We start from the raw sequence: 20,050 nt of genomic DNA, 5'->3' as shown, positions 1-20,050 counted from the left end.
CCTTGCTGCCAGCATTTACGCCCCATGCCGACCCTGCCGCCCCTGTCGACCCTGCCCAGAACCCCCTTCATCAGCCTGGCGCTTGCCGCTGTGCTGGCCAGTACCGGCCTGGCAGCGCAGGCCGCCAAACCCCTGGTCTACTGCGCCGATGCCAGCCCCGAAGGCTTTGACCCCGGTCTGTGGGACAGCGCCAGCACCAACACGGCCAATAGCCAGATGTTCCAAGGCCTGCTGGCCTTCAAGCGCGGCACGACGGAATTGATCCCGCAGCTGGCCACCGCCTGGCAGATTTCGCCCGACGCCAAAACCTTCACCTTCACCCTGCGGCCGGGTGTGAAGTTCCACAGCACGCCCTACTTCAAGCCCAGCCGCACGCTCAATGCGGACGATGTGCTGTTCACCTTCCAGCGCTTCATCGACCCGCAGCACCCCTTCAACAAGGCCTTCCCGGCCAATTTCATTTACCCGCAGAACATGGGTCTGGCCAAGCTGCTGGACGGGATTGACCGGGTCGATGACATGACGGTGCGCTTTCGCCTGAAGTCGCCCAACGTCACTTTCGCCACCAATCTGGCCATGGCCTGGTCGGGCATCCACTCGGCCGAATACGGCGCACAGTTGCTCAAGGCCGGCCAAGCCGCCCAGATCAACAACCAGCCGGTGGGCACCGGGCCTTATGTATTCAAGTCCTATGCCAAGGACGATGTGCTGCGCATGACGGCCAACCCCGACACCTGGGGCAAGAAGCAGCAGACGCCAGCGCTGATTTTCAGCATCAGCCGTGAACCCAATGTGCGGGTGCAAAAGCTCCTGGCGGGTGAATGCCAGGTGGCCTCGGCGATCCGCGATGTAGATGTGTCGGCCATGGACGGCCGGGCCGACATCACGGTGATGAAGATTCAGGCGCTGAACATCTCCTATCTGTCCTTCAATATGAAGAAGGCCCCCACCGACAAACGCGAGGTGCGCGAGGCGCTGGACATCGCGGTGGACCGCAATGCCATCTTCAAGGCCCTGTTCCCGCGTGGTGATGCAACGCAGGCCATCAGCGCCTTCCCACCCGCCATTCCCGGCTACAACAAGCAGCTCAAGAACGAATACAACCCCGAGCGCGCCAAGCAGCTCCTTGCCAAGGCAGGCTTTGCCAAGGGCCTGGAGATCGACCTGTGGGCGCTGCCGGTCAGCCGCCCCACCAACCCCAATGGCCAGCTGATGGCCCAGCTGATCCAGCAGGACTGGGCCAAGATCGGCGTCAAAGCCAATATCAAGACCTATGAGTGGGGCGAATACCTCAAGCGCGCCAACAACGGCGAGCACAACGTCTATATGAGCGGCTGGGGCGGCGAGACCGGCGATGCCGACGAGTTCCTGACCCCCAACCTCAGCTGCGCGGCCAACCGCAGCGGCGTCAAGTTCTGCAATCCAGAGTTTGAAAAACTGATCGACGAGGCCCGCGCCACCCCGGACGCCAAGAAGCGCAATGCCTTGTACGAGCAGGCGCAAGTGATCTTCAAGCGCGAGCGGCCCTGGATCACCATGGCCCACTCCACCGTCTACATCCCGGTGCGCAAGGATGTGCAGGGCTTCATCATGGCGCCCAACGGCACGGTGGACTTCGAAGACGTCTACCGCAAGTAAGGGCGCTCCAGCCAGTCAGCCAGAGCCAAGGCCCATGCGACTCAGACACATCGAAGTCTTCCACGCCATCATGCAGGCCGGCACCATCAGTGGTGCCGCCCAGCTGCTGCATATCTCCCAACCCGCCGTCACCAAAGTGCTGCAGCATTGCGAGCTGCAGCTCGGCCTGCCTCTGTTCGACCGCGTGCGCGGCAAGCTCTACCCCACGCCCGAGGCGCACCGGCTCTTCGTCGAGATCGACAAGCTCAACCGCGATTTGGTCAGCATCCGGCGCCTGGCGGCCAGCTTGCGCAGCGGTGAGTCGGAACGGGTGCGCCTGGTCGCTACCCCGACCTTGGGTGCGGCGGTGATCCCCGCAGCCATGACGCGCTGGTGCGCTGCTTTCCCCGACAGCCATTGCTCGCTGGCCACCCACCACACGCGTGAGATCGTCTCGGCGCTTTTGCTAGGCGAGGCCGATCTGGCCCTGTCGCTGCAAGACCCGCATCACCCCGGCATCAAGGCCGAGGTGCTGGCCAGCGGCGCGATGATGGCCTTGTGCCCGCTGGGCAGCCCCGAGGCCGCCGGTGTCGGACCCTTGAGCGTGAACGATATCCAGACCGAGCTGATCGGCCTGGGCGCCGACGATCCGCTCTCCGATGTGGTGCAAAGCGCGGCCGAAGCCCAGGGCCGGCCGCTGCACAGCCGCCTGACCGTGCAGACCTATCAGCTGGCCCGCGCCTTGGTGGAAGCCGGTGTGGGCATGACGGTGGTGGACCCCTTTACCGCCGCTTCGGCCGACCGCAGCCGCCTGAGCCTGCGGCCGCTGGCACCCGCCGTGCCGGTGCATCTTTATCTGCTCAGCGCCGCCAATGCACCGCTGGCCCAAACCTCACGCCGCCTGGTCAAGTACCTGGGCGAAGCCGCTCGCCTGAGCCTGGAAAGCCTTGCCCCATGAGCCCGACGCCACCGATGATTGATTGCGAGGACATCGCCCAGCACCCCGACTTTCGCGCCCTGCTGAGCATCGAAGGCATCGCCGTCGACCTGCGCTACGCCACCCCGGACAACTTCGTCAGCCGCAATATCTACGGCGGCCTGGACTGCAGCTGGCTGCGCCGCGAGGCCGCCGACGCCCTGGCCCAAGCCGCGCAATGGCTGACACGCCACCGCCCCGGCTATCGGCTGCTGGTGCTGGACGCGCTGCGCCCGCAACGCGTGCAAGAGCTGCTGTGGGCCGAGCTGGCCGGCACGCCGCTGACGCTTTACCTGGCCAACCCGGCGCGCGGCTCCATCCACAGCTGGGGCATGGCGGTGGACGTGAGCCTGCTCGACCCGCAAGGCCGCGAGGTCGATATGGGCGCGGCCTTCGACGAAATGAGCCTGATCTCGCACACCGATCATGAAGCCGAGCACCTGGCCCTGGGCCTTTTGCGCCACGAGCATCTGATCGAGCGCGGATGGCTGCGCGCCGCCATGCGTCAGGCCGGCTTTCAAACCATCAGCACCGAATGGTGGCATTTCGACTTTGGCGACCGCGAGGCGGTGCGCCGGGATTTGCCGCGCGTGCTTTGAGCTGGTTTGAACTCAAGGCGCGGTCAGCGCACACGCCTGCCCCGCTGGCCTGACAAGCCCGCCGAAATCCCGCTAAACGCCCAATCCTTGCTAACCCCAAGCCGCCACGCATGACGACAACCCGCCGCCTGTTCGCCCAACAATCCCTCGCCGCCTTGGGTGCTGGCACGGCGCTGGCCGCGTCGGCCGCCAACGGCAGCAGTAGCGGCAGCCATCCCAGCCACCGACCGGCCCTGCTTTTGCCGCGCCGCTTGCAGCCTGGTGACACCATCGGCCTGGTCGCGCCCTCACATGCATTCTTCGAGCGCGAGCCCTTCGAGCTGGCGTTTGAAGCCGTCCAAGCCATGGGCTTCAAGGTCAAGCCAGGCGCCCATCTGCGCGCCCGTTACGGCCAGTTCGCCGGCACCGATGCGCAGCGCGCCGCCGATGTGAACGCCATGTTTGCGGACGATGGCGTGGCCGGCATCCTGGCCCTGCGCGGCGGCTCCGGCTGCAGCCGCATCGTCGACAAGCTGGACTACGGCCTGATCAAGTCGCGCCCCAAGTTTTTCGGCGGCTTTTCGGACCTGACCGCGCTGACCAACGCCATTCACGCCCGCACCGGCCTGGTGACCTTCCACTGCCCGATGGGCACGGCCGAGTGGAATGCCTACAGCTTGAACAACTTCCGCCAGCTGGTGATGGAAGGCGAAGCCGCGCTCTTGCGCAACCCCACGCCCGAGCGCGGCGACGCCCTGGTAGCCAAGAATGACCGCACCCGCGCCCTGCGCGGCGGCAAGGCGCGCGGCCATTTGCTGGGCGGCAATTTGAGCGTGCTGGCCGGGCTGGCGGGCTCGCGCTTCTGGCCGGACTTCCGCGGCGCCATTCTGTTTCTGGAAGACGTCAACGAGCCCATCTACAAGATCGACAGCTGCCTCTCCACCCTGCGCCTGGCCGGCGCGCTGGATCAATTGGCCGGCGTGGTGCTGGGCGGCTTCACCAAATGCGAACCGGGTGAGGGCTATGGCTCGCTGACCCTGGACGAGGTCTTCGACGACTACTTCGTCAAACCCATGAACATCCCGGTCTACCGCGGCGCCAGCTTCGGTCACATCAAGCGTCAGCTGACCCTGCCCTTGGGCGCCACGGCCGAAATTGATGCCGATGCAGGCACCCTGCAGCTGCTGCAGCCGGTGGTGCTGACTCAGGCGTAGAACTCGAACTGCGCCTCGATGCTGCCAAGGTAACCGCTCAGGCTGAAGCGGATGTGCAGCGTGAAATGCCCTGCCCTTGGTGGAGTGCCGCACAGCGCACCGGTGGCCATGTCCAAAGCCAGGCCGGCAGGCAAGGCGGCTGCGTCAAACACCTGCCAACGCGCCCGACTGGCATCTGCAGCCGGCAAACCCAGCGCCAGCGGGCGAGCCAAGATGGCGCGGCCGGGGGCTAGGTGAATCGGTGCCAGCGGCGTGCAGATTTGGCCATCGATCTCATACGCCAAGCTGATGGCCAAGCCAGCCGGTGGCGGCGCAAGGCTGGTATCCCACCAGCCATCGCCGCCGTCGTGGCCGAAAGCACTGGCCACAAAGTCGGCCACGGCATGCCGCCATGACCTGGGGCGAGAAAGCTCTTTGCTCAAGCTGCCTGTCATTTCAAACCCTGCATTGGTTTGAGGCCTAAGGAGGCACTGGTGTGGAACAGTGCGCGGCGCGAGGCTCAAACTGATACGTTTGATAGCTGTGATTTGAATATAGGCGAGGGCTCAGGCTTTGTCCAAGCGCAAGTGGACGGGCATGCGCCGGACCTGAAACATCCGGCTAGGTGCGCTGTTAGCCGCAAGGGCCGCGCATAGCCTTCATTGCTGCTTGGCCACCCATTCCACCGCAGCGTCCAGCACGGCACGGCCCTTGGCGGCAGCGGCGGCGTCGTTGACGATGGCCACCAGCACCCAGGGCTTGTGCTGGGCGTCAAAGGCATAGCCGGCAAGCGCCGTCACATCGCGCAAGGTGCCGGTTTTGAGTCGGGCTTGGCCTTCGGCCGCCGTGCCTTTCAGGCGGCGGCGCATGGTGCCGTCCACACCCGCAATGGGCAGGCTGTTGAGCAGCTCGGGCGCTTGCGGGCCATCCCAGGCGACGGCCAACAAGGCGGCGAGCTGGGCGGGCTTGATGCGTTCGCTGCGCGACAGGCCCGAGCCGTTGTCCATCACCAAACCGCTGCTGTCCAGACCCTTGGCCGCGAACCAGGCGCGCACCTGGGCGGCGGCGGCGTCCTGGGTGGCTTGGCCGGGCGCGGCCACGCGGCTACCCAGTTGCAGATAGACCAGCCGGGTCAGGGCGTTGTCTGACTGTTTCATCATGCCGCGCATGGCCTCGGCCAGGGGCCGGCCCTGATGGCTGGCACGCAGCTGCGCCCCGGCAGGCGTGGCCGCCTCGACATCCGGGCCGCTGATCTCGCCACCCAGCTCGCGCCAGAGCTGGCGCAGCAGCTGCGCCGTCAGCCATTGACGGTCCAGCAGATTGAGGGCCTGGCGTTGCTGACAGTTGGCGGGGAACTCACCCTGCAGCTGCAGCACGACCTGACCCTCGGGGCGAGGGAGCACTTGCGGTGGCAACCAGCCCTGCTCCCAGTCCTTGCAGGCACGATTGGGCGCCAAGCGCACAGACGAAACATCGACTTGCAAGCCGGGCCAGACCGGGCTGCTGCGGGCGCGCAGCGCTTGAGCGTCGGCGCTGAATTCGAATTGCAGCAAGCTACCGTTGAGGTTCAGCGCATCCGGAATGACGTTGTAGGGAAACTCGGGCGCCTCATCAAAGGGGGCGACGCCCAGCTCAGGGCGGGCCGGATTGAACAGGCTGCGGTCCACCACCAGGCCACCGCGAATCTCGCGCAAGCCTTGCTCGCGCAGCTGGCGCAGCATCAGCCACAGCGCCGGCCAGTCCAGGTCGGGGTCGGCGCCGCCGCGCAGGTAAAGCGGGCCGGGCAAGACATCGCCCTGCGGCGTGTCCGCGATCAGCAAATCCGTGCGGCCACGCGTGTTGGCGCCCAGTTGATCCAGCGCCACCACGGCCGTCACCAGCTTCATGGTGGAGCCGGGCTGCATGGCCACATCCGCTTGCACCCGCGGCCCGGTGCCACGCGCATGCAGCGGAAAGGCCACCAGGCCCAACGCGGACTCAGGCAGGCCGGCTTGTTGCAAGGCCTGCTGCAGCTCGGCCGGCAAGGCCTTGCTGGCCGGCTGCTGCCAGCTGGCGCAGCCGCCAAGACCCAGGCTAAGGGCCAGAACAAGGGCAATCCGCTTGGGCGATGTTGGCAATAGGGGCGGCATGGGGCGCATGAGCAAGGATCAAGAGTGGCCTAACTGTACGGTCTCGCGCCCACTCGTTTGGCCTGTTCATCACCCCAGGTTATGCAAGCCCGACAAGCTTTCATTGGGGCATATGCAACAAACGCTGGCCTTCCCTGAGGCGCGCGGGCCCGGCGAGAGTCCATCATGGACTGAGAATCCTGCCGCCCCGTTTATCCCCCCGAAGGAGAAGAACCCCATGTTGAAGTTGTCCCCTCTCACGCATCGCCTGGCCCTCTTGGGCCTGGGCGCCCATCTGGCCCTCTTGGGCTCGGCAGCGCTGGCCCAAGCGCAAGATGGCGCCCAGAAAATCGAACGCGTGGAGGTGACCGGCTCGCGCATCAAGCGCATCTCGGACGAAGGCTCGCTGCCGGTGCAGGTGATCACCTCCGTGCAGATGGAGCGCGCCGGCATCGTCACCGCCGAGCAGCTGTTGGCCTCGCTCACCAGCAATGGCAATGGTCTGGACAATATGGCCAGCCAGTCCGATGTGGTGGCCGGCAGCTCGCGCGGCAATAACGGCGCCAGCTTCGCCAATCTGCGCGGCCAAGGCTCCGAAAACACCCTGGTACTGCTGAACGGCCGCCGTGTGGCGGCCCACGGCCTGAACGGCACCGCCGTCAACCTCAACACCATTCCCATGAGCGCGGTGGAGCGGGTGGAAGTGCTGAAGGATGGCGCCTCGGCCATCTACGGCACCGATGCCATCGGCGGCGTCATCAACTTCATCCTCAAGCGCGACTTCACCGGCCTGCAGTTCCAAGCCTCGGCGGATGCGACCCAGCAAGGCGGCGGCAATATCTACCGCGTCGCCGCCACCGGCGGTATCGGCAATCTGGCCACGGATGGCTATAACGCCATGTTCGCGCTGACCCGCACCGAGAACAAGATTCTCAGCGGCAGCGACCGTTCCTTCGTCAACACCTTCCAGCCCGAGCGCGGCCTGGCGGTGGACACCCGCGGCACGCCCACCGGCACGGTCTTCACCAGCACCGCAGGCACATTCCCTGACAACATCTTGGGCAAGGGCTCGGGCCCCAAGCTGCCCGGCGGCACGCAGGCCTATAACGGCATCAATGTGCTGAACCTACCGGGCGCAGCCGGTTGCCAGACCATGGCCAACTCCGCCGCCTACGACGCCGCTCTCTGGGCCACCCCCAGCGCGGCCTACGGCTGCGCCTGGGACACCGGCGTGGCCGCCACCTTGCAGCAACCGGTGGAGAACAACAACCTGGTCGCACGGGTCAGCAAGAGCCTGGGCGAACATTTGCTGACGGCGGAATTCGTCGCCGCCAAAGTGCACTCGGCCAAGTCCTTCTCGAACTCGCAGCTCAGCACCAGCGGCACCAACAAATACCTCTACCCCAGCACCGGCGCGTCTTACGACAAGGTGTTCAATTCGATCGCGGCCGTCTTCCCCAGCATCGCTGCCAACAAGGGCAAGCCCATCGCCTTCCGCTGGCGCTGCATGCCTTGCGGCGCGCGTGAGATCGAGACCGAGACCGAATCCAGTCGCTTCTTCATCGGCTTGGACGGCCCGCTGCCTTTTGCCGACTGGGACTACAAAACCGGCATCTCCAGCGCCAGCAGCGATGACAGCTCCAAGCTGGGCAATGGCTACTACTACCGCCAAGGCCTGATCGCCGCCTTTGCTTCGGGCAATCTGAACCCCTTCGCCATGCCCGGCGAGGCGCAAACCGCCGCCGGCCTGGCCGCGCTGGAAGATGCCACGGCACGCGGGCTCAAGCTTTATGGCGGCAAGTTCAAGGTAACGCAGCTGGATGCCTCGGCCACCGGCCCCTTGTTCAAGCTGCCGGCCGGCACGGTGATGGGCGCCTTCGGCATCGACCTGCGGCGTGAAACCTACCGCTTCGGCGGCATTGACGGCGCACCCAGCAGCGACAAGTACACCGACCTCAACATCCCCAACGCGCCCTTCGACAGCAGCAACTCGGTGACCGGTGCCACCCGTGATGTGAAGGCGGCTTACGGCGAGGTGATGATCCCGGTGCTGAAGGAATTGGAAGTCAGCGCCGCCCTGCGCACCGACGACTACACCGGCTTCGGCCGCAGCACCAACCCCAAGATCTCGGCCCGCTTCACCCCCAGCAGCGCCCTGCTGTTCCGCGGCTCCTACAGCACCGGCTTCAAGGTGCCGACCTTCAGCCAGGCACTCAACGGCGCGACCATCTCGCCCTACGCGGGCAAGGATCTGGTGGACCCGGCCAAATGCGCTAGCCTGGTGGTCAGCGCCAGCAATCCGGCTTGCGCGGCAGTCACGCCCGACATCGTCAGCGGTGGCAATGCAGCCTTGGCGCCGGAGACCTCCAAGCAGTATTCCTTCGGCTTCGTGTTGGCACCCATGCAAGACATGACCCTGGGCGCCGACTGGTGGAGCATAGAGCGCAGCGGCGCCATCCGCACGCCGGGCATGAGCGAGCTGCTGAACAACTACGCGCGCTTCTCCGACCGCTTCGCCCGCAATGCGGCAGGTGATCTGGTGGCCATCGACCAGCGCTGGTTCAATGCCGGCGGTGGCAAGACGCAAGGCGTGGATGTCAGCGCCGCCTGGGCCGGCACCATGCTGGAAGGCAAATGGGTGGCCAGCCTGGAAGGCAGCTATCTGATCGAGAAGAAGTCCCGCATCAGCGACACCGACCCCTGGGGCCCCAGCGAACTGGGTAAGTTCAACCGCTACAGCGACCCCGGCATCCGCTGGAAGCATGTGGCCAGCTTCAGCTACGCCAAGGGTGACTGGGTCGGCAGCCTAACGCAGCGCTTCACCGGCGGCTACGAAGACGCGGTGCTGCCGGGCGTGGCCAACGGCACGGTCAAGCCGGCGAAATGGGTCAAGGATGTGAAGAGCTACAGCACCTTCGACACCTCGGTCACCTACAGCGGCTTCAAGAGCCTGCGCCTGACGGCCGGCGTCAAGAACCTGCTCAATACCGACCCGCCGTTCAGCACTTACTACGACGCCGATCTGGGCTCGGGCAGTTCTTGGGATCCGCGTGTGGCCGACCCGCGTGGCCGCGCCTTCACCTTGCTGGCGAACTACACCTTCAAGTAAGCGCCTCGGGCTGTGGCCGGCTCAGTCCGGCCCAGCCCAAGCCATTGCTGGTGCCGCCCGCCACCGCCCCGCGGGCCGGGCGGTACTCGCATCCCACCCAGCCGCTCCAGCCACAGGCAGCACTGATCTCGTCAATCAGCGGCAAGAGATAGGCGTAATTCAGCTCACCCAGGTCTGGCTCATGGCGCATGGGCACGCCGGCAATCTGCAGATGGCCGACCCGGCCGCTGGGCAGGTATTCGCGCAGCTTCATCGCCACATCGCCCTCGACGATCTGGCAGTGATACAGATCCATCTGCACCTTGAGATTGGCGGCGCCGAGGCGCTGCACGATCTCGTGCGCCGCATCCTGGCGCTGCAAAAAATAGCCCGGCATATCACGCGGGTTGATCGGCTCAATCAGCAGTTCCCGGCCAGCCTGGGCCGCCTGCGCCGCCGCCCAGGCCAGATTGGCTTCATAGGTGGCTTGCAGCTGAGCCCGCTCCACGCCGACCGGCGCCAGCCCCGCCATCACATGGATGCGCGGGCAGGCCAGCGCCTGGGCATAGCTCAGCGCCAATTCAATGCCTTGGCGGAACTCCGCCTCCCGGCCGGGCAAACAGGCCAGGCCACGCTCCCCCGCCTCCCAATCTCCGGGGGGCGCATTGAACAAGACCTGGCTCAGGCCATGCGCTTGCAGGCACTGCGCGATGTCGCTGGCCACAAAGGCGTAGGGGAATAGGTATTCCACCCCCGCAAAACCGTCTTGGGCGGCGGCGGCAAAACGGTCCAGAAAACCATGCTCGGGGTAGAGCATGGACAGATTGGCGGCAAAGCGGGGCATGGCGGGGCACTCCTGAATCAAACCCGATTGAGCGGCAGCGGCGCGCCGCTCTTGACGCAACGGATGGCGAAATTGCTGGTGATGTCCTGCACCATGGCCAGGGCCTGCAAGCGGCGCACGATGTGCTCGTAAGCGCTCAGCTCGCCCACCACCACTTCCAGCAAATAGTCATGCGCGCCGCTCACCACATGGCAGGCCACCACCTCGGCCATGGCCTCCATCGCGGCCTCGAACTGCTGCACCGCATCCTCGCGGTGATGCATCAGCCGCACATTGACGAAGACGGTGGTGGCCAGCTGCACCGCTTTGCGGTCCAGCACGGCGCGGTAGCCGGCGATCAAGCCCTCGTCTTCCAGGCGCTTGAGCCGGCGCGCGCAGGGGCTGGGCGATAGCGCCACCCGCTCGGCCAACTCGGCAATCGAAAGCCGCCCCTCGCGCTGCAGCAAGTCCAGCAGCTGGATATCAATTCTGTCCATGGCTTGTTTCAATCAATCGTTGATTGATTATTGGCGAATTCCACCTCTTTCGAGTCAACCGAGTGCTGATTTCGCGGCAAATCAGCCCGGGTGAGGCCAGAAAATTCTGCCTGCTTCTCCCCCTGCCAGCGGCGCTGCTGCCGCCGCGCTCGCGCCCTTTTTTGCTCCCGCCTCGCCTCCTGCTCCTGCTGTCCATGTCCTCCCCCACTCTCTCGCCCAGCGCCACCTTGGCTTCCGCCGCCACCGCCACCACCCAGCCGCAAGACGAGCAGGGCAAGCAAACGCAATGGCTGGGCTGGGCTGCCCTGGCGTTGACGCTGTGCATCTGGGCCGCTTTTTTCATCTCGCTGCGCGCCGGCGCGCGCGCCGCCCTGCCGCCGGTGGAACTGGCCCTACTGCGCTTCGGCCCTGCCGGCCTGCTGCTGGCGCCGCTGCTGTGGACGCGCCACGCCCGCTTTGCCGCCGTGCCGACTCGCTTGCTGCTGCTGGTGGTAGCCGGCGCCGGCCTGCCTTACTTTCTGATTGCCGGCTGGGGCATGCGCCATGCGCCGGTGGCCGATGGCGCCACCCTGATTCCCGGCACCTTGCCGCTGTTCACGGCTTTGTTGGCCGCAGCCCTGCATGGCCGCTCCGCCCTGCGGCATTGGCCCGCATTGCTGTGCATTGCCGCCGGCGTGGCCACCTTGCTGGCTTTGCGCGCCGGCCAAGCCGATCTGGCCCAGGGCTACAGCCTGTTCTTGCTGGGCAGCCTGATGTGGTCGGCCTACACCCTGGCGCTGCGCCAGGCCAAGCTGGCGCCGATTGAGGCGGCCGCCCTGATTTCTGGCGTGTCGCTGCTCCTGCTGCTGCCGCTGCTGGGCTGGCATGCCTTGCAGCAGCCGTTGGCCCTGCCCCAGCTGCCCGTCAGCCAGCTCTATTTGCAGCTGGCCATTCAAGGCCTGGGCGTGGGCCTGCTGTCCACGCTGGGCTACAGCATGGCCGTCAGCCGCCTGGGCGCGGAACGCAGCGCCACCGCCGGCGCCCTGACCCCCGTGCTGGCCACGCTGATGGCCATGCCTCTGTTCGGCGAGCAACCCGATGGCGGCACCTTGCTGGGCATGGCGCTGATCGCCGCCGGTGTGCTGTGGAGCCAGCGCCAGCGCTGACAATCCCCGTCCCCGCAGCCAAGCGCCCCTCAGGCGCCACCGCCACCATGGCAAGAAATATTGAGATCAAGGCACACGTCAAAGATCTGGAAGCCGTGGCCGCAGCCGCCGCCAAACTGGCAGGCGCGGCGCCAAGCCTGATCGAGCAAGACGACACTTTCTTCAGCTGCCCGGCCGGCCGGCTCAAGCTGCGCAGCTTTGTGGATGGCAGCGGTGTGCTGATCTTCTATCAACGCGCCGACCAGGCCGGGCCCAAGGAATGCTTCTATGCCCTGAGCGAAACCGCCGACGCCGCCTCGCTGCGCGAGACGCTGAGCCTGGCCTACGGGCAGGTCGGCCGGGTCCGCAAGCTGCGCCGGCTATTCATCGTCGGCCGCACCCGGGTGCATCTGGATCAGGTGGAAGGCCTGGGCTCGTTCATCGAGCTGGAGGTCGTGCTGGGCGAACACGAAGCCGCCGAGCAAGGCGTTGAGCAAGCGCATGCCCTAATGCAGCAGCTGGGCATCGCGAGCGAAGACTTGCTCGAAACCGCGTATGTGGACTTGCTGGCCGATTCGGCCAAAGCGGCCCAGGCCTAAGCGCTGAAGGCCGCTCAGGCTTCTTCCAGCCAGCCCCGCATCACCGCATCCACCGCCGCCCCCAAAGCCGGCAAGCGCCAGGTGGTGGCCAGGCGCGCCTCGGGCGCGTAGCGGCTGCCCAGATTGCTGGTCATGGCGATCAGGTAGCGGCGCTTTGCCGGGGCCAGGCCCATGACGATGCCGGCATCGGCGCTGTAGTTCTGGGTATTGCCGGTCTTGTGCGCGAACAGCAGTTCCGGTTGGTTCGTTGCCGGCCGCAGGTCACCGGGGAAGTCAGTGCCCGCTACGCGGGCCGTGCCGTCGGCGCGCACCCAGCGGGCGGGCAGGCGCGCGGGCAGGCCGGGCACCCAGGCGGGCAGGCCCATCAGCAAGCCGCTGGACAAGATTTCGTGCAGGCCTTGCTCGCGCAAGCAGTGCAGAATCTGGCAGCGGCTGTAGTCACTCAGGCGCGGCGCATCGGCACCCAGCCAGGGGGCGGGTGGCGCCTGCGGGTCCAGCCACCAGAGCAGGCGCACGGTGTCCCAGGCGGTCATCTGGCAATGGCCCACGCCCGAGCCGGCGGCATTGCCCCAGCCGCCGTCGGCGCGGGTATTGGCCAAGCGCAAGCTGCTCAGGCCCAAGGTTTCAAACCAGCGGTGTAACTCGTTATGTGTTTCCAAGCCGGCGTGGCGGCGGATCGCGCCCACGGCATGCAGATGGGCCACCAGGGCCGAAGTGGCCTCGTTGCTGCTGCTGGCCGTCATGTCAAACGCCCAATCGGCCATGCTGCGGCGCTGGCCGGCGTAGCTGATAGTGCTCTCCCAAGTGCTGCGGCCCAAGTCCACCAGCAAGCCCATGCCCACCAACACCATCAGCTTGAGCAACGAGGCCGGATAGGGCGCGACAAAGCGCTGCGGCCCTCGGCCACTGAGTGCACGCCAGCTGATTTGCGACCAATCCGCGCCGGGCAGCCAGGCGATGGAATTGCCCTGGGCGTCCTGGCAATCCGCCGAATAACTGATATTGCTGACGGCACCGGCACCCGGCGCGATCTCGGCCACCAGGCCTTGCGGGTGTTCGCGCGAGAACAGCACATTGGCAAACACCGGCGCCGCGTCACGAGGGAATGCCACGACGGCCAGGTCGATAGTGGGGTGCAGGCCCAGGGGCGCACCGCCCTGCAAGCTGTCGGGCGTTTGCTCAAAAGCTTGGGCGCGCACCGCTGCCAGCAGCGCGCTCGCCAGTTCAGCGTGGGTAAAACTCATGGGCGCGCTCAAGCCAGTTGGAAACCATCCAGCGGCACCGGGCTGGCACGACCCGCGACCAGATCGGCCACGATATTGGCCGTGCCGAAAGAGAAGGTGAAGCCGAGTGCGCCATGGCCGACATTGAGCCACAGATTGCGCAGCGGTGTTTCCCCCAGAATGGGGGCGCCGCTGGGCGTGGCCGGGCGCAAACCGGCCCAGGCGCTGGCCTGGGTGTAATCGGCCGAGCGCGGGAACATGGCTTGCACATGGCCGCGCAGCGAGGCCAGGCGGCGCGGGTCCAGGCTGGCGTCGTCGCCCACCATGTCCACCATGGCGGCCACGCGCATCTGGGCGCCGATGCGGGCGTAGACCACTTTCTTTTCGAAATCGGTGACGCTGATTTCGGGCGCTAGGTGTTCGGCGGCGATGGGCGCCGTCAGGCTGTAACCCTTGAGCGGATAGAGCGGCAGCCGCAGGCCCAAGCTCTGCGCCAGGCTGCGGCTTTGCAAGCCGGCGGCGAGCACGAAGTCATCCGCCGCCAACACACCCTGCCTCATTTGCACGGCGGCGATGCGCCCGCCCTCACCCGGCTTGAAGCCCAGCACGTCGCCTTGGACAAGGCCGCGGAAATTGGGATGGCGCTGCAGGCTGGCGGCCAGGTGGGTGCAAAACGCATGGCAATCCGCCACCGCTTCGCCCGGGGTGAAGATGCCGCCCGCCAGCTGCACGCTGCTGGCGGCCAGGGCCGGTTCCAGCTGCAGGCAGGCTGACGCATCCAAGGCCTGCTCGGCGCCGGCCGGCTGGGCTTGCAGGCGCTGGCGCACACGCTTGAACTCGGCGGCGTGGCGGTACAGCACCAGCTTGCCGGGGCTACGCAATTGCAGGGCCGGGGCGCTGAGATTCGCATCCGCATGCAGCTGCGCAAACGCGGCCTGGCTATAGGCGCCCAGCGCCAGCAGCCGGGTGGTCATCTGCTGGTTCACCGGCGCGCGGCAGGCACGCAGAAACTGCGCCATCCAGCGCCATTGCTGCAGCGAGGTCAAATCGGGCTTGAAGCGCAGCGGGCCGTCCGGGTCCAGCAGCCAGCGCAGCGCTTTCATTGGCACACCGGCATCGGCCAGGGGCGACACATAGCGGTAGCTGAGCTGCCCGCCGTTGGCGAAGCTGGCACCCTGGCCGACCTGGGCCTCGCGCTCGACCAAGCTGACGGCAAAGCCGCGCTCGGCCAAGGCCCAGGCGCTGGTCAGGCCCACCACTCCGGCGCCGATCACCACGCAATGCTTTTTCTGTCGTCCGCTCATTCGTCCTTCGGCCTGCCACTGGGAAAACAAGCCGCCAGCTTAGTGAAGGGCCGCCCGGCTGACTAATGAAAGCGCGGGCGCAAGCCATAACTTGACCGCATGTGTGACAGCGCGGCAAGCCCCTCAGCGGGCCAAGACGCAAACCCATATAGTGCCTAGCCAAGCGCAGACGAAAAAATGGGGGCACTGATGGCAGGTGGCAACTGGAAAGAGATGTACATCGCCGGCTGTGAGGGCGACCTGGAACTCGTCAAGTACCATGTCAAGCAAGGCGTGGATGTCAATTACGCCCACCCCGAATTTCTGTCCACCCCGCTGGTCGCCTGCGCCTTGGCGGGTCAGGAGGAAATCGCCCTGTACCTCTTGGACTCAGGCGCCAATCCGCATCTGCCATCCGAGTTTGACGAACTCACGCCAATTCAAGCCGCCCGCAAGGCCAAGCTGGTCGGGCTAGAAGCCAGGCTGACGCAGCTCGGCGCGATTTCAGCAGCGGCATCGCCGGGCGCCGGCCGCGATCAGCGCGGCTGGTTCAGCCGCTTGTTTGCGCGCGATAGCGCCTGAACTTGCGAGCGGGCCTCAGCCCAAGCCGCGCACAAACGCCAGAATCTGACCCGCCATGCGCGGCGTGGCCAGCGGCGCGTCGATATCACCAGCCAGCACATGCTGGCCCGGGCTTTCGCTGTAGTTCACCTCGATCAGCTGCTTGGGCTGGCTGCCAAAGCGCTTGAAGGCAGCCTGCAGGGCCGGCACATGGATGACGGTGTCGCGCGGCGAGTAAAGCATCAGCAGGGGTGCCGTGACCTTGTCCAAGCGGCTAGCGCGAACCTGGGCCACCAAGGTCATCATCGGGAACAAGGCGCTGGTGGGGTGGCGGCTGGTCCAGAAGCGTTGACGGGCTTCGCTGCTGGCGGGCTCACCCATCATGCGGCCATGCACCTGGCGCGCCAACCAGCGGCCCAGGCGCCAGTTCAGCAGGGCCGAGAACGGGTCTTTGGGCCGGAAATTGGGCGACACCATCACCCAGGCATCAACCGCCTTGGTTTTCAGCGCAGCCCAGGCGGCCAGGGTGGCGCCGGTGGAACAGCCGATCACCAAGACCCGCTCGCCCAGCAAGCTGCCGATGGCCAGGGCCTCGCGCACATCGGCTTTCCATTGCTTGAGGCGCATGCCTTCCATGGCCAGCTCGGGGCGGCCGTGGCCGGCCAGGCGGGTGTAGAACACATGGCCAGCTAGGCCGGCTGCCACCTGTTCGGCCAGCGGCGCCATTTCCTGCCGCGTGGCCGTGAAGCCGTGCAGATAGACGACCGCCCAGGGTGCGCGCGCCAGACCTGCTGCGCCCCAAATGATGGTTTTTTCGGTGCCGGGCCGAACATCACCCCAGCGCGCTTCGCTGGCGGCCAGAAAGCCGTCCAGCTGATCCAGCCGACTCGGCAAGGGCGGCCTGGTGCCCGTGTTCACACGAGCCGCCAGGCCGGGCGAAGGCCAAGGACCCTGGGCAGGGCGGGCTTCAAGCGCAGAGGATCACGGTGCCGGCTTGTTGCTTAGCGCAACTCAGCTCAGCACAGCAGCCATGGCGGCGGCCGTGGCTTCGACGTTCTTGTTGTTCAAGCCGGCAATGCACATACGGCCCGAACGGAGGATGTAAACGCCGAACTCGTCCTTCAGGCGGTCCACCTGCTCGGCGCTCAGGCCGGTGTAGCTGAACATGCCGCGCTGGGTCAGGAAGTAGTCGAAATTGCGGCCCGGCAGCTTGGCCGTCAGCACTTCGTACAAGGCATTGCGCATGGCGTGGATGCGCTCGCGCATCTCGGTCACTTCGCCTTCCCACAGGCTGCGCAGGGCCGGGTCGCTCAGCACGCGGGCAACGATCTGGCCGCCGTGCATAGGCGGGTTGGAGTAGTTGCGGCGGATCAGGAACTTCAGCTGGCCCAGCACATTGACGGCCTGGGCGGCGTTGGGGCAGACCACACTCAGCGCGCCGCAGCGCTCGCCATACAAGCTCATGCTCTTGGAGAAACTGTTGGCGACGAAGAAGCTCAGGCCCGCATCGGCCATGGCGCGGATGGCGAAAGCGTCTTCCTCGATGCCCTCACCGTAGCCCTGGTAGGCCAGGTCCAGGAAAGGCAGCAACTCACGCGCCTTCAGCACCGGGATCAGCTCATCCCACTGCGAGGGTGTCAGGTCCACCCCGGTTGGGTTGTGGCAGCAGGCGTGCAGCAGCACCACGCTCTTGGCCGGCAGGGCTTCGATGGCGGCCAGCAACTCGGCAAAGCGCACACCACCGCTGGCGGGGTCGTAATAGGGATAGGTCTTGACCTCGATGCCGGCGCCTTCGAAGACGGCGCGATGGTTGTCCCAGGTCGGGTCGGAGACGTAGATGGCGCTGTCGGGGAAGTAGCGGTGGATGAAATCCGCGCCCACCTTCAGGCCGCCGCTGGAGCCCACGCTCTGGATGGTGACGGTGCGCTCACGCACCGGATTGGCTGCGCCGAACAGCAGGGCTTGCACCGCGCTGCGGAAATTGGCGGCGCCTTCCATCGGCAGATAGGGGCGCGCACCGGCCTCGGCCACCACGGCCAGCTCGGCCTTGCGAACCGAGTCCAGCATGGGGATGCGGCCGTCATCGTCGAAATAAATGCCGATGGACAGATTGATCTTGCCCTGGCGAGGATCTTTCTGAAACGCCTCGTTGAGGCTCAGGATCGGGTCACCGGCATAAGGTTCGACGTGATGAAACATGGCTTGGTCTCCAAAACGAAATTTGCGTTTGATTATCAGCCAGCGCGCTGCAGCAGCATGGCGTCGCCATAGCTGAAGAAGCGGTACTGATGGGCAATGGCATGGCGGTACAGCGCCATGATGGGCTCATAGCCGGCAAAAGCACTGACCAACATCATCAAAGTGCTCTTGGGCAGGTGGAAGTTGGTGACCAGGGTATCGACCACGCGGAACTGGAAGCCGGGAGTGATGAAGATGGCGGTTTCACGCGCGCCGGCTTGCAACTCACCGCCCTGGGCCGCGGACTCCAGCGCGCGCAAGGTGGTTGTGCCCACCGCCACCACGCGGCCACCGCGGGCCTTGCAGGCGGCGATGGCAGCCACTGTCTCGGCGCTGACCTCGAACCATTCGCTGTGCATTTTGTGGTCGCTGAGCTGCTCCACCCGCACAGGCTGGAAGGTGCCCGCGCCCACATGCAAGGTTACATGCGCCGTGCCCACACCGCGCTCGGCCAAGCGGGCCAGCAAGGCCTCGTCGAAATGCAGGGCGGCGGTGGGTGCGGCCACCGCGCCGGGCTCTTTGGCGAACACGGTTTGATAGCGCCGCACATCGTCGGCCTCATCGGCATGTTCGATATAGGGCGGCAGCGGCACATGGCCGTGTTGCTCCAGCAGCGCGAAGGGGTCGCTGGGGAAGCGCAGATGGAACATGCCGTTATCGGGCCCGCAGCGGCCCAGCACTTCGGCGTCAAAGGCTTCGTTGAAGCGCACCCAGCTGCCCGGTTTGGGCGACTTGCTGGCGCGCAGATGGGCCCAGACTTCATTCGTGCCGGCAATCACCCGCTCGATCAGGCCTTCGACGCTGCCACCGGTGGCTTTTTGGCCATAAATCCTGGCCTTGATGACGCGGGTGTTGTTGAACACCAGCAGGTCGCCGGGGGCGAGCAAGTCGGGCAGTTCCCGAAAGATGCGATCCACCGCAGTGGCATGACGGCCATCCAGCAAGCGCGAGGCGCTGCGTTCGGCGGCGGGGTGTTGGGCGATCAGCTCCGGAGGGAGTTCGAAGTCGAAATCACTGACGCTGTGTTGACGAGCAGACATTGTGTGTTGAGGGCCGGACGGACCCGTACCAAGCAAAGAAAGAGCGCGGATTTTCCCATGCCGCACGCCAGGCACCGGCAAGCACTGGGCGAGCAGCAAAAGTTGACGCCGATCAAGGTAGCTTCCCGCCCCCGGTGCGAGCATGAGTTCCAAGGAGATCACAGCTTATGAGCAAACACCATCTCACCTCGGGGCAACAAGCCCTGCTGGAAGCCGCCCTGAAACTGCGCCAGCAATCCCTGGAGCAGGAGTTGAGCAACCAACTCGGCACGCAGGGCCGCGTGGAACATGCCCGCGAAGAATTGCTGCAAGTCGTTGACGGCGAGCAAGCCCACCAAGCCGACCGCGAGGTCGATCTGGCCCGCAGCGACCAGGCCCTCGAATCCCTGCGCCAGGTCAACGAGGCCCTGCAGCGGGTGCACGACCCCGAATTCGGCCTGTGCGGCGACTGCGGCGCCGCCATCGCCTTTGACCGCCTCAAGCTCAACCCGGCCGTGCTGCGCTGCATCGACTGCCAATCCAAGCAAGAGCAAAGCCACGGCATGGCGCGCTCGCACAGCTTGTGAGTTTGAAGCGCCAGCTACTTGAGCGCTGGCGCGGCAACAGCCGGCCAGGTCATCAGCCCTTCTTTCAACGCTTTACCTATCACTTCAACCCATAAAGGCATTCGCGCTATGAGCACTTTTCACGCCGTCGTTTGGCTCGATCACCAACAAGCCAAGGTCTTGCAGTTCGACACCGAGCATGTGCAGGCCGAGAAGATCAAGGCCCATTCCCACCACACCAAGCAGCGCGGCAGCGCGGTGCGCACCGAGCATGAATTCTTCGGTGAAGTGGTGGATGCACTGAACGGCATCACCGAAGTCTTGGTGGTCGGTTCCAGCACCGCCCAGGCCGACTTCAAGCACTATGTTGAAAAGCACCGCCCGCAAGCCGGCAAGGCCATCGTGGCCTATGAAACCGTGGATCACCCGACCGAGAACCAATTGCTGGCTTTTGCCCGCCAGTACTTCCTGAAGTACGACCGCATGGCCGGCGTGCCCACCCCGACCTGAGCACCGTGCACTGAGGCGGCACTTGCCGCTTCGCCCTCACTCAGCTA

Annotated in this window: 19 protein-coding genes; 10 read left to right on the top strand and 9 right to left on the bottom strand. The window is 65.8% G+C overall.

From position 1 onward, the window contains the following. Positions 1 to 24: 24 nt before the first annotated feature. From AT984_RS19395 to AT984_RS19380, 4 genes are all read left to right on the top strand, one after another. Complete coding sequence (locus AT984_RS19395; protein ID WP_082680192.1) at positions 25 to 1,638, top strand: ABC transporter substrate-binding protein; 1,614 nt, start codon at positions 25 to 27, stop codon at positions 1,636 to 1,638. A gap of 34 nt (positions 1,639 to 1,672) precedes the next feature. After that, positions 1,673 to 2,575, top strand: coding sequence for a LysR family transcriptional regulator (locus AT984_RS19390; protein WP_058721506.1), 903 nt, complete (start codon positions 1,673 to 1,675; stop codon positions 2,573 to 2,575). Continuing rightward, positions 2,572 to 3,192 (top strand): M15 family metallopeptidase, encoded by a 621-nt coding sequence (locus AT984_RS19385; RefSeq protein ID WP_058721505.1) that lies wholly within the window; start codon positions 2,572 to 2,574, stop codon positions 3,190 to 3,192. The genes AT984_RS19390 and AT984_RS19385 overlap by 4 nt, the downstream gene beginning before the upstream one ends. A gap of 110 nt (positions 3,193 to 3,302) precedes the next feature. Beyond that, positions 3,303 to 4,385: a S66 peptidase family protein gene (locus AT984_RS19380; protein ID WP_058721504.1), complete on the top strand. Its 1,083-nt coding sequence runs from the start codon at positions 3,303 to 3,305 to the stop codon at positions 4,383 to 4,385. On the opposite strand, the gene AT984_RS19375 is transcribed toward AT984_RS19380, so the two are convergent. Together AT984_RS19375 and dacB are read right to left on the bottom strand one after the other, a co-directional pair. Next, complete coding sequence (locus AT984_RS19375) at positions 4,376 to 4,819, bottom strand: putative Ig domain-containing protein (protein WP_058721503.1); 444 nt, start codon at positions 4,817 to 4,819, stop codon at positions 4,376 to 4,378. The genes AT984_RS19380 and AT984_RS19375 overlap by 10 nt on opposite strands. A gap of 204 nt (positions 4,820 to 5,023) precedes the next feature. Next, entirely contained in the window at positions 5,024 to 6,493 is a 1,470-nt protein-coding gene (dacB, locus tag AT984_RS19370) for a D-alanyl-D-alanine carboxypeptidase/D-alanyl-D-alanine endopeptidase (protein ID WP_197418182.1), read from the bottom strand. Positions 6,494 to 6,710: 217 nt separating this feature from the next. Between dacB and AT984_RS19365 the strand changes: the two genes are divergently transcribed. Next, on the top strand, positions 6,711 to 9,581 hold the full coding sequence (locus AT984_RS19365) for a TonB-dependent receptor domain-containing protein (protein ID WP_058721501.1): 2,871 nt from the start codon (positions 6,711 to 6,713) through the stop codon (positions 9,579 to 9,581). On the opposite strand, the gene otnI is transcribed toward AT984_RS19365, so the two are convergent. Both otnI and AT984_RS19355 read right to left on the bottom strand, forming a co-directional pair. Continuing rightward, on the bottom strand, positions 9,574 to 10,404 hold the full coding sequence (otnI, locus tag AT984_RS19360; RefSeq protein WP_058721500.1) for a 2-oxo-tetronate isomerase: 831 nt from the start codon (positions 10,402 to 10,404) through the stop codon (positions 9,574 to 9,576). The two genes, AT984_RS19365 and otnI, sit on opposite strands and share 8 nt — an antisense overlap. 17 nt (positions 10,405 to 10,421) lie before the next feature. Continuing rightward, positions 10,422 to 10,880, bottom strand: a complete 459-nt coding sequence (locus tag AT984_RS19355; RefSeq protein ID WP_058721499.1) for an Lrp/AsnC family transcriptional regulator — start codon at positions 10,878 to 10,880, stop codon at positions 10,422 to 10,424. A gap of 194 nt (positions 10,881 to 11,074) precedes the next feature. Between AT984_RS19355 and AT984_RS19350 the strand changes: the two genes are divergently transcribed. Together AT984_RS19350 and AT984_RS19345 are read left to right on the top strand one after the other, a co-directional pair. Next, positions 11,075 to 12,025, top strand: coding sequence for a DMT family transporter (locus tag AT984_RS19350; RefSeq protein WP_082680380.1), 951 nt, complete (start codon positions 11,075 to 11,077; stop codon positions 12,023 to 12,025). Between the two features lie 47 nt (positions 12,026 to 12,072). Then, on the top strand, positions 12,073 to 12,603 hold the full coding sequence (locus tag AT984_RS19345; RefSeq protein WP_058722479.1) for a class IV adenylate cyclase: 531 nt from the start codon (positions 12,073 to 12,075) through the stop codon (positions 12,601 to 12,603). Positions 12,604 to 12,617: 14 nt separating this feature from the next. Here AT984_RS19345 and AT984_RS19340 read toward each other — a convergent pair whose 3' ends face one another. Together AT984_RS19340 and AT984_RS19335 are read right to left on the bottom strand one after the other, a co-directional pair. Then, the gene (locus AT984_RS19340) at positions 12,618 to 13,847 is read right to left on the bottom strand and encodes a hypothetical protein (protein WP_058721498.1); all 1,230 of its coding nucleotides are present in this window, start codon (positions 13,845 to 13,847) and stop codon (positions 12,618 to 12,620) included. Between the two features lie 8 nt (positions 13,848 to 13,855). After that, entirely contained in the window at positions 13,856 to 15,130 is a 1,275-nt protein-coding gene (locus AT984_RS19335; RefSeq protein ID WP_058721497.1) for a D-amino acid dehydrogenase, read from the bottom strand. 177 nt (positions 15,131 to 15,307) lie between these two features. On the opposite strand from AT984_RS19335, the gene AT984_RS19330 reads away from it, so the two are divergent. Beyond that, entirely contained in the window at positions 15,308 to 15,691 is a 384-nt protein-coding gene (locus AT984_RS19330; RefSeq protein ID WP_156422120.1) for an ankyrin repeat domain-containing protein, read from the top strand. A 15-nt stretch (positions 15,692 to 15,706) separates the two neighbouring features. Here the strand turns inward: AT984_RS19330 and AT984_RS19325 are convergent, their stop codons facing one another. The 3 genes from AT984_RS19325 to queA form a co-directional block, all read right to left on the bottom strand. Next, a complete protein-coding gene (locus tag AT984_RS19325; RefSeq protein ID WP_058721495.1) occupies positions 15,707 to 16,588 on the bottom strand; it encodes an alpha/beta hydrolase in 882 nt (293 codons plus the stop codon). A 93-nt stretch (positions 16,589 to 16,681) separates the two neighbouring features. Next, complete coding sequence (locus tag AT984_RS19320) at positions 16,682 to 17,869, bottom strand: amino acid aminotransferase (protein ID WP_058721494.1); 1,188 nt, start codon at positions 17,867 to 17,869, stop codon at positions 16,682 to 16,684. Between the two features lie 35 nt (positions 17,870 to 17,904). Next, positions 17,905 to 18,948 carry a tRNA preQ1(34) S-adenosylmethionine ribosyltransferase-isomerase QueA gene (queA, locus tag AT984_RS19315; protein WP_058721493.1) on the bottom strand — a complete coding sequence of 348 codons (1,044 nt, stop codon included), beginning with the start codon at positions 18,946 to 18,948 and terminating at the stop codon, positions 17,905 to 17,907. 167 nt (positions 18,949 to 19,115) lie between these two features. Here queA and AT984_RS19310 point away from each other — a divergent pair, with 167 nt between their 5' ends. Both AT984_RS19310 and AT984_RS19305 read left to right on the top strand, forming a co-directional pair. After that, positions 19,116 to 19,514 carry a TraR/DksA family transcriptional regulator gene (locus AT984_RS19310; protein WP_058721492.1) on the top strand — a complete coding sequence of 133 codons (399 nt, stop codon included), beginning with the start codon at positions 19,116 to 19,118 and terminating at the stop codon, positions 19,512 to 19,514. A 108-nt stretch (positions 19,515 to 19,622) separates the two neighbouring features. Next, positions 19,623 to 20,003, top strand: a complete 381-nt coding sequence (locus tag AT984_RS19305) for a hypothetical protein (protein ID WP_058721491.1) — start codon at positions 19,623 to 19,625, stop codon at positions 20,001 to 20,003. Positions 20,004 to 20,050: the final 47 nt, after the last annotated feature.

The organism is Paucibacter sp. KCTC 42545, from assembly GCF_001477625.1.
In the GTDB taxonomy this organism is placed as follows: Bacteria; Pseudomonadota; Gammaproteobacteria; order Burkholderiales; family Burkholderiaceae_C; genus Paucibacter_A.
Note: the sequence above shows the minus strand (reverse complement) of the source record. Positions and strands in the feature narration are given on the sequence as shown.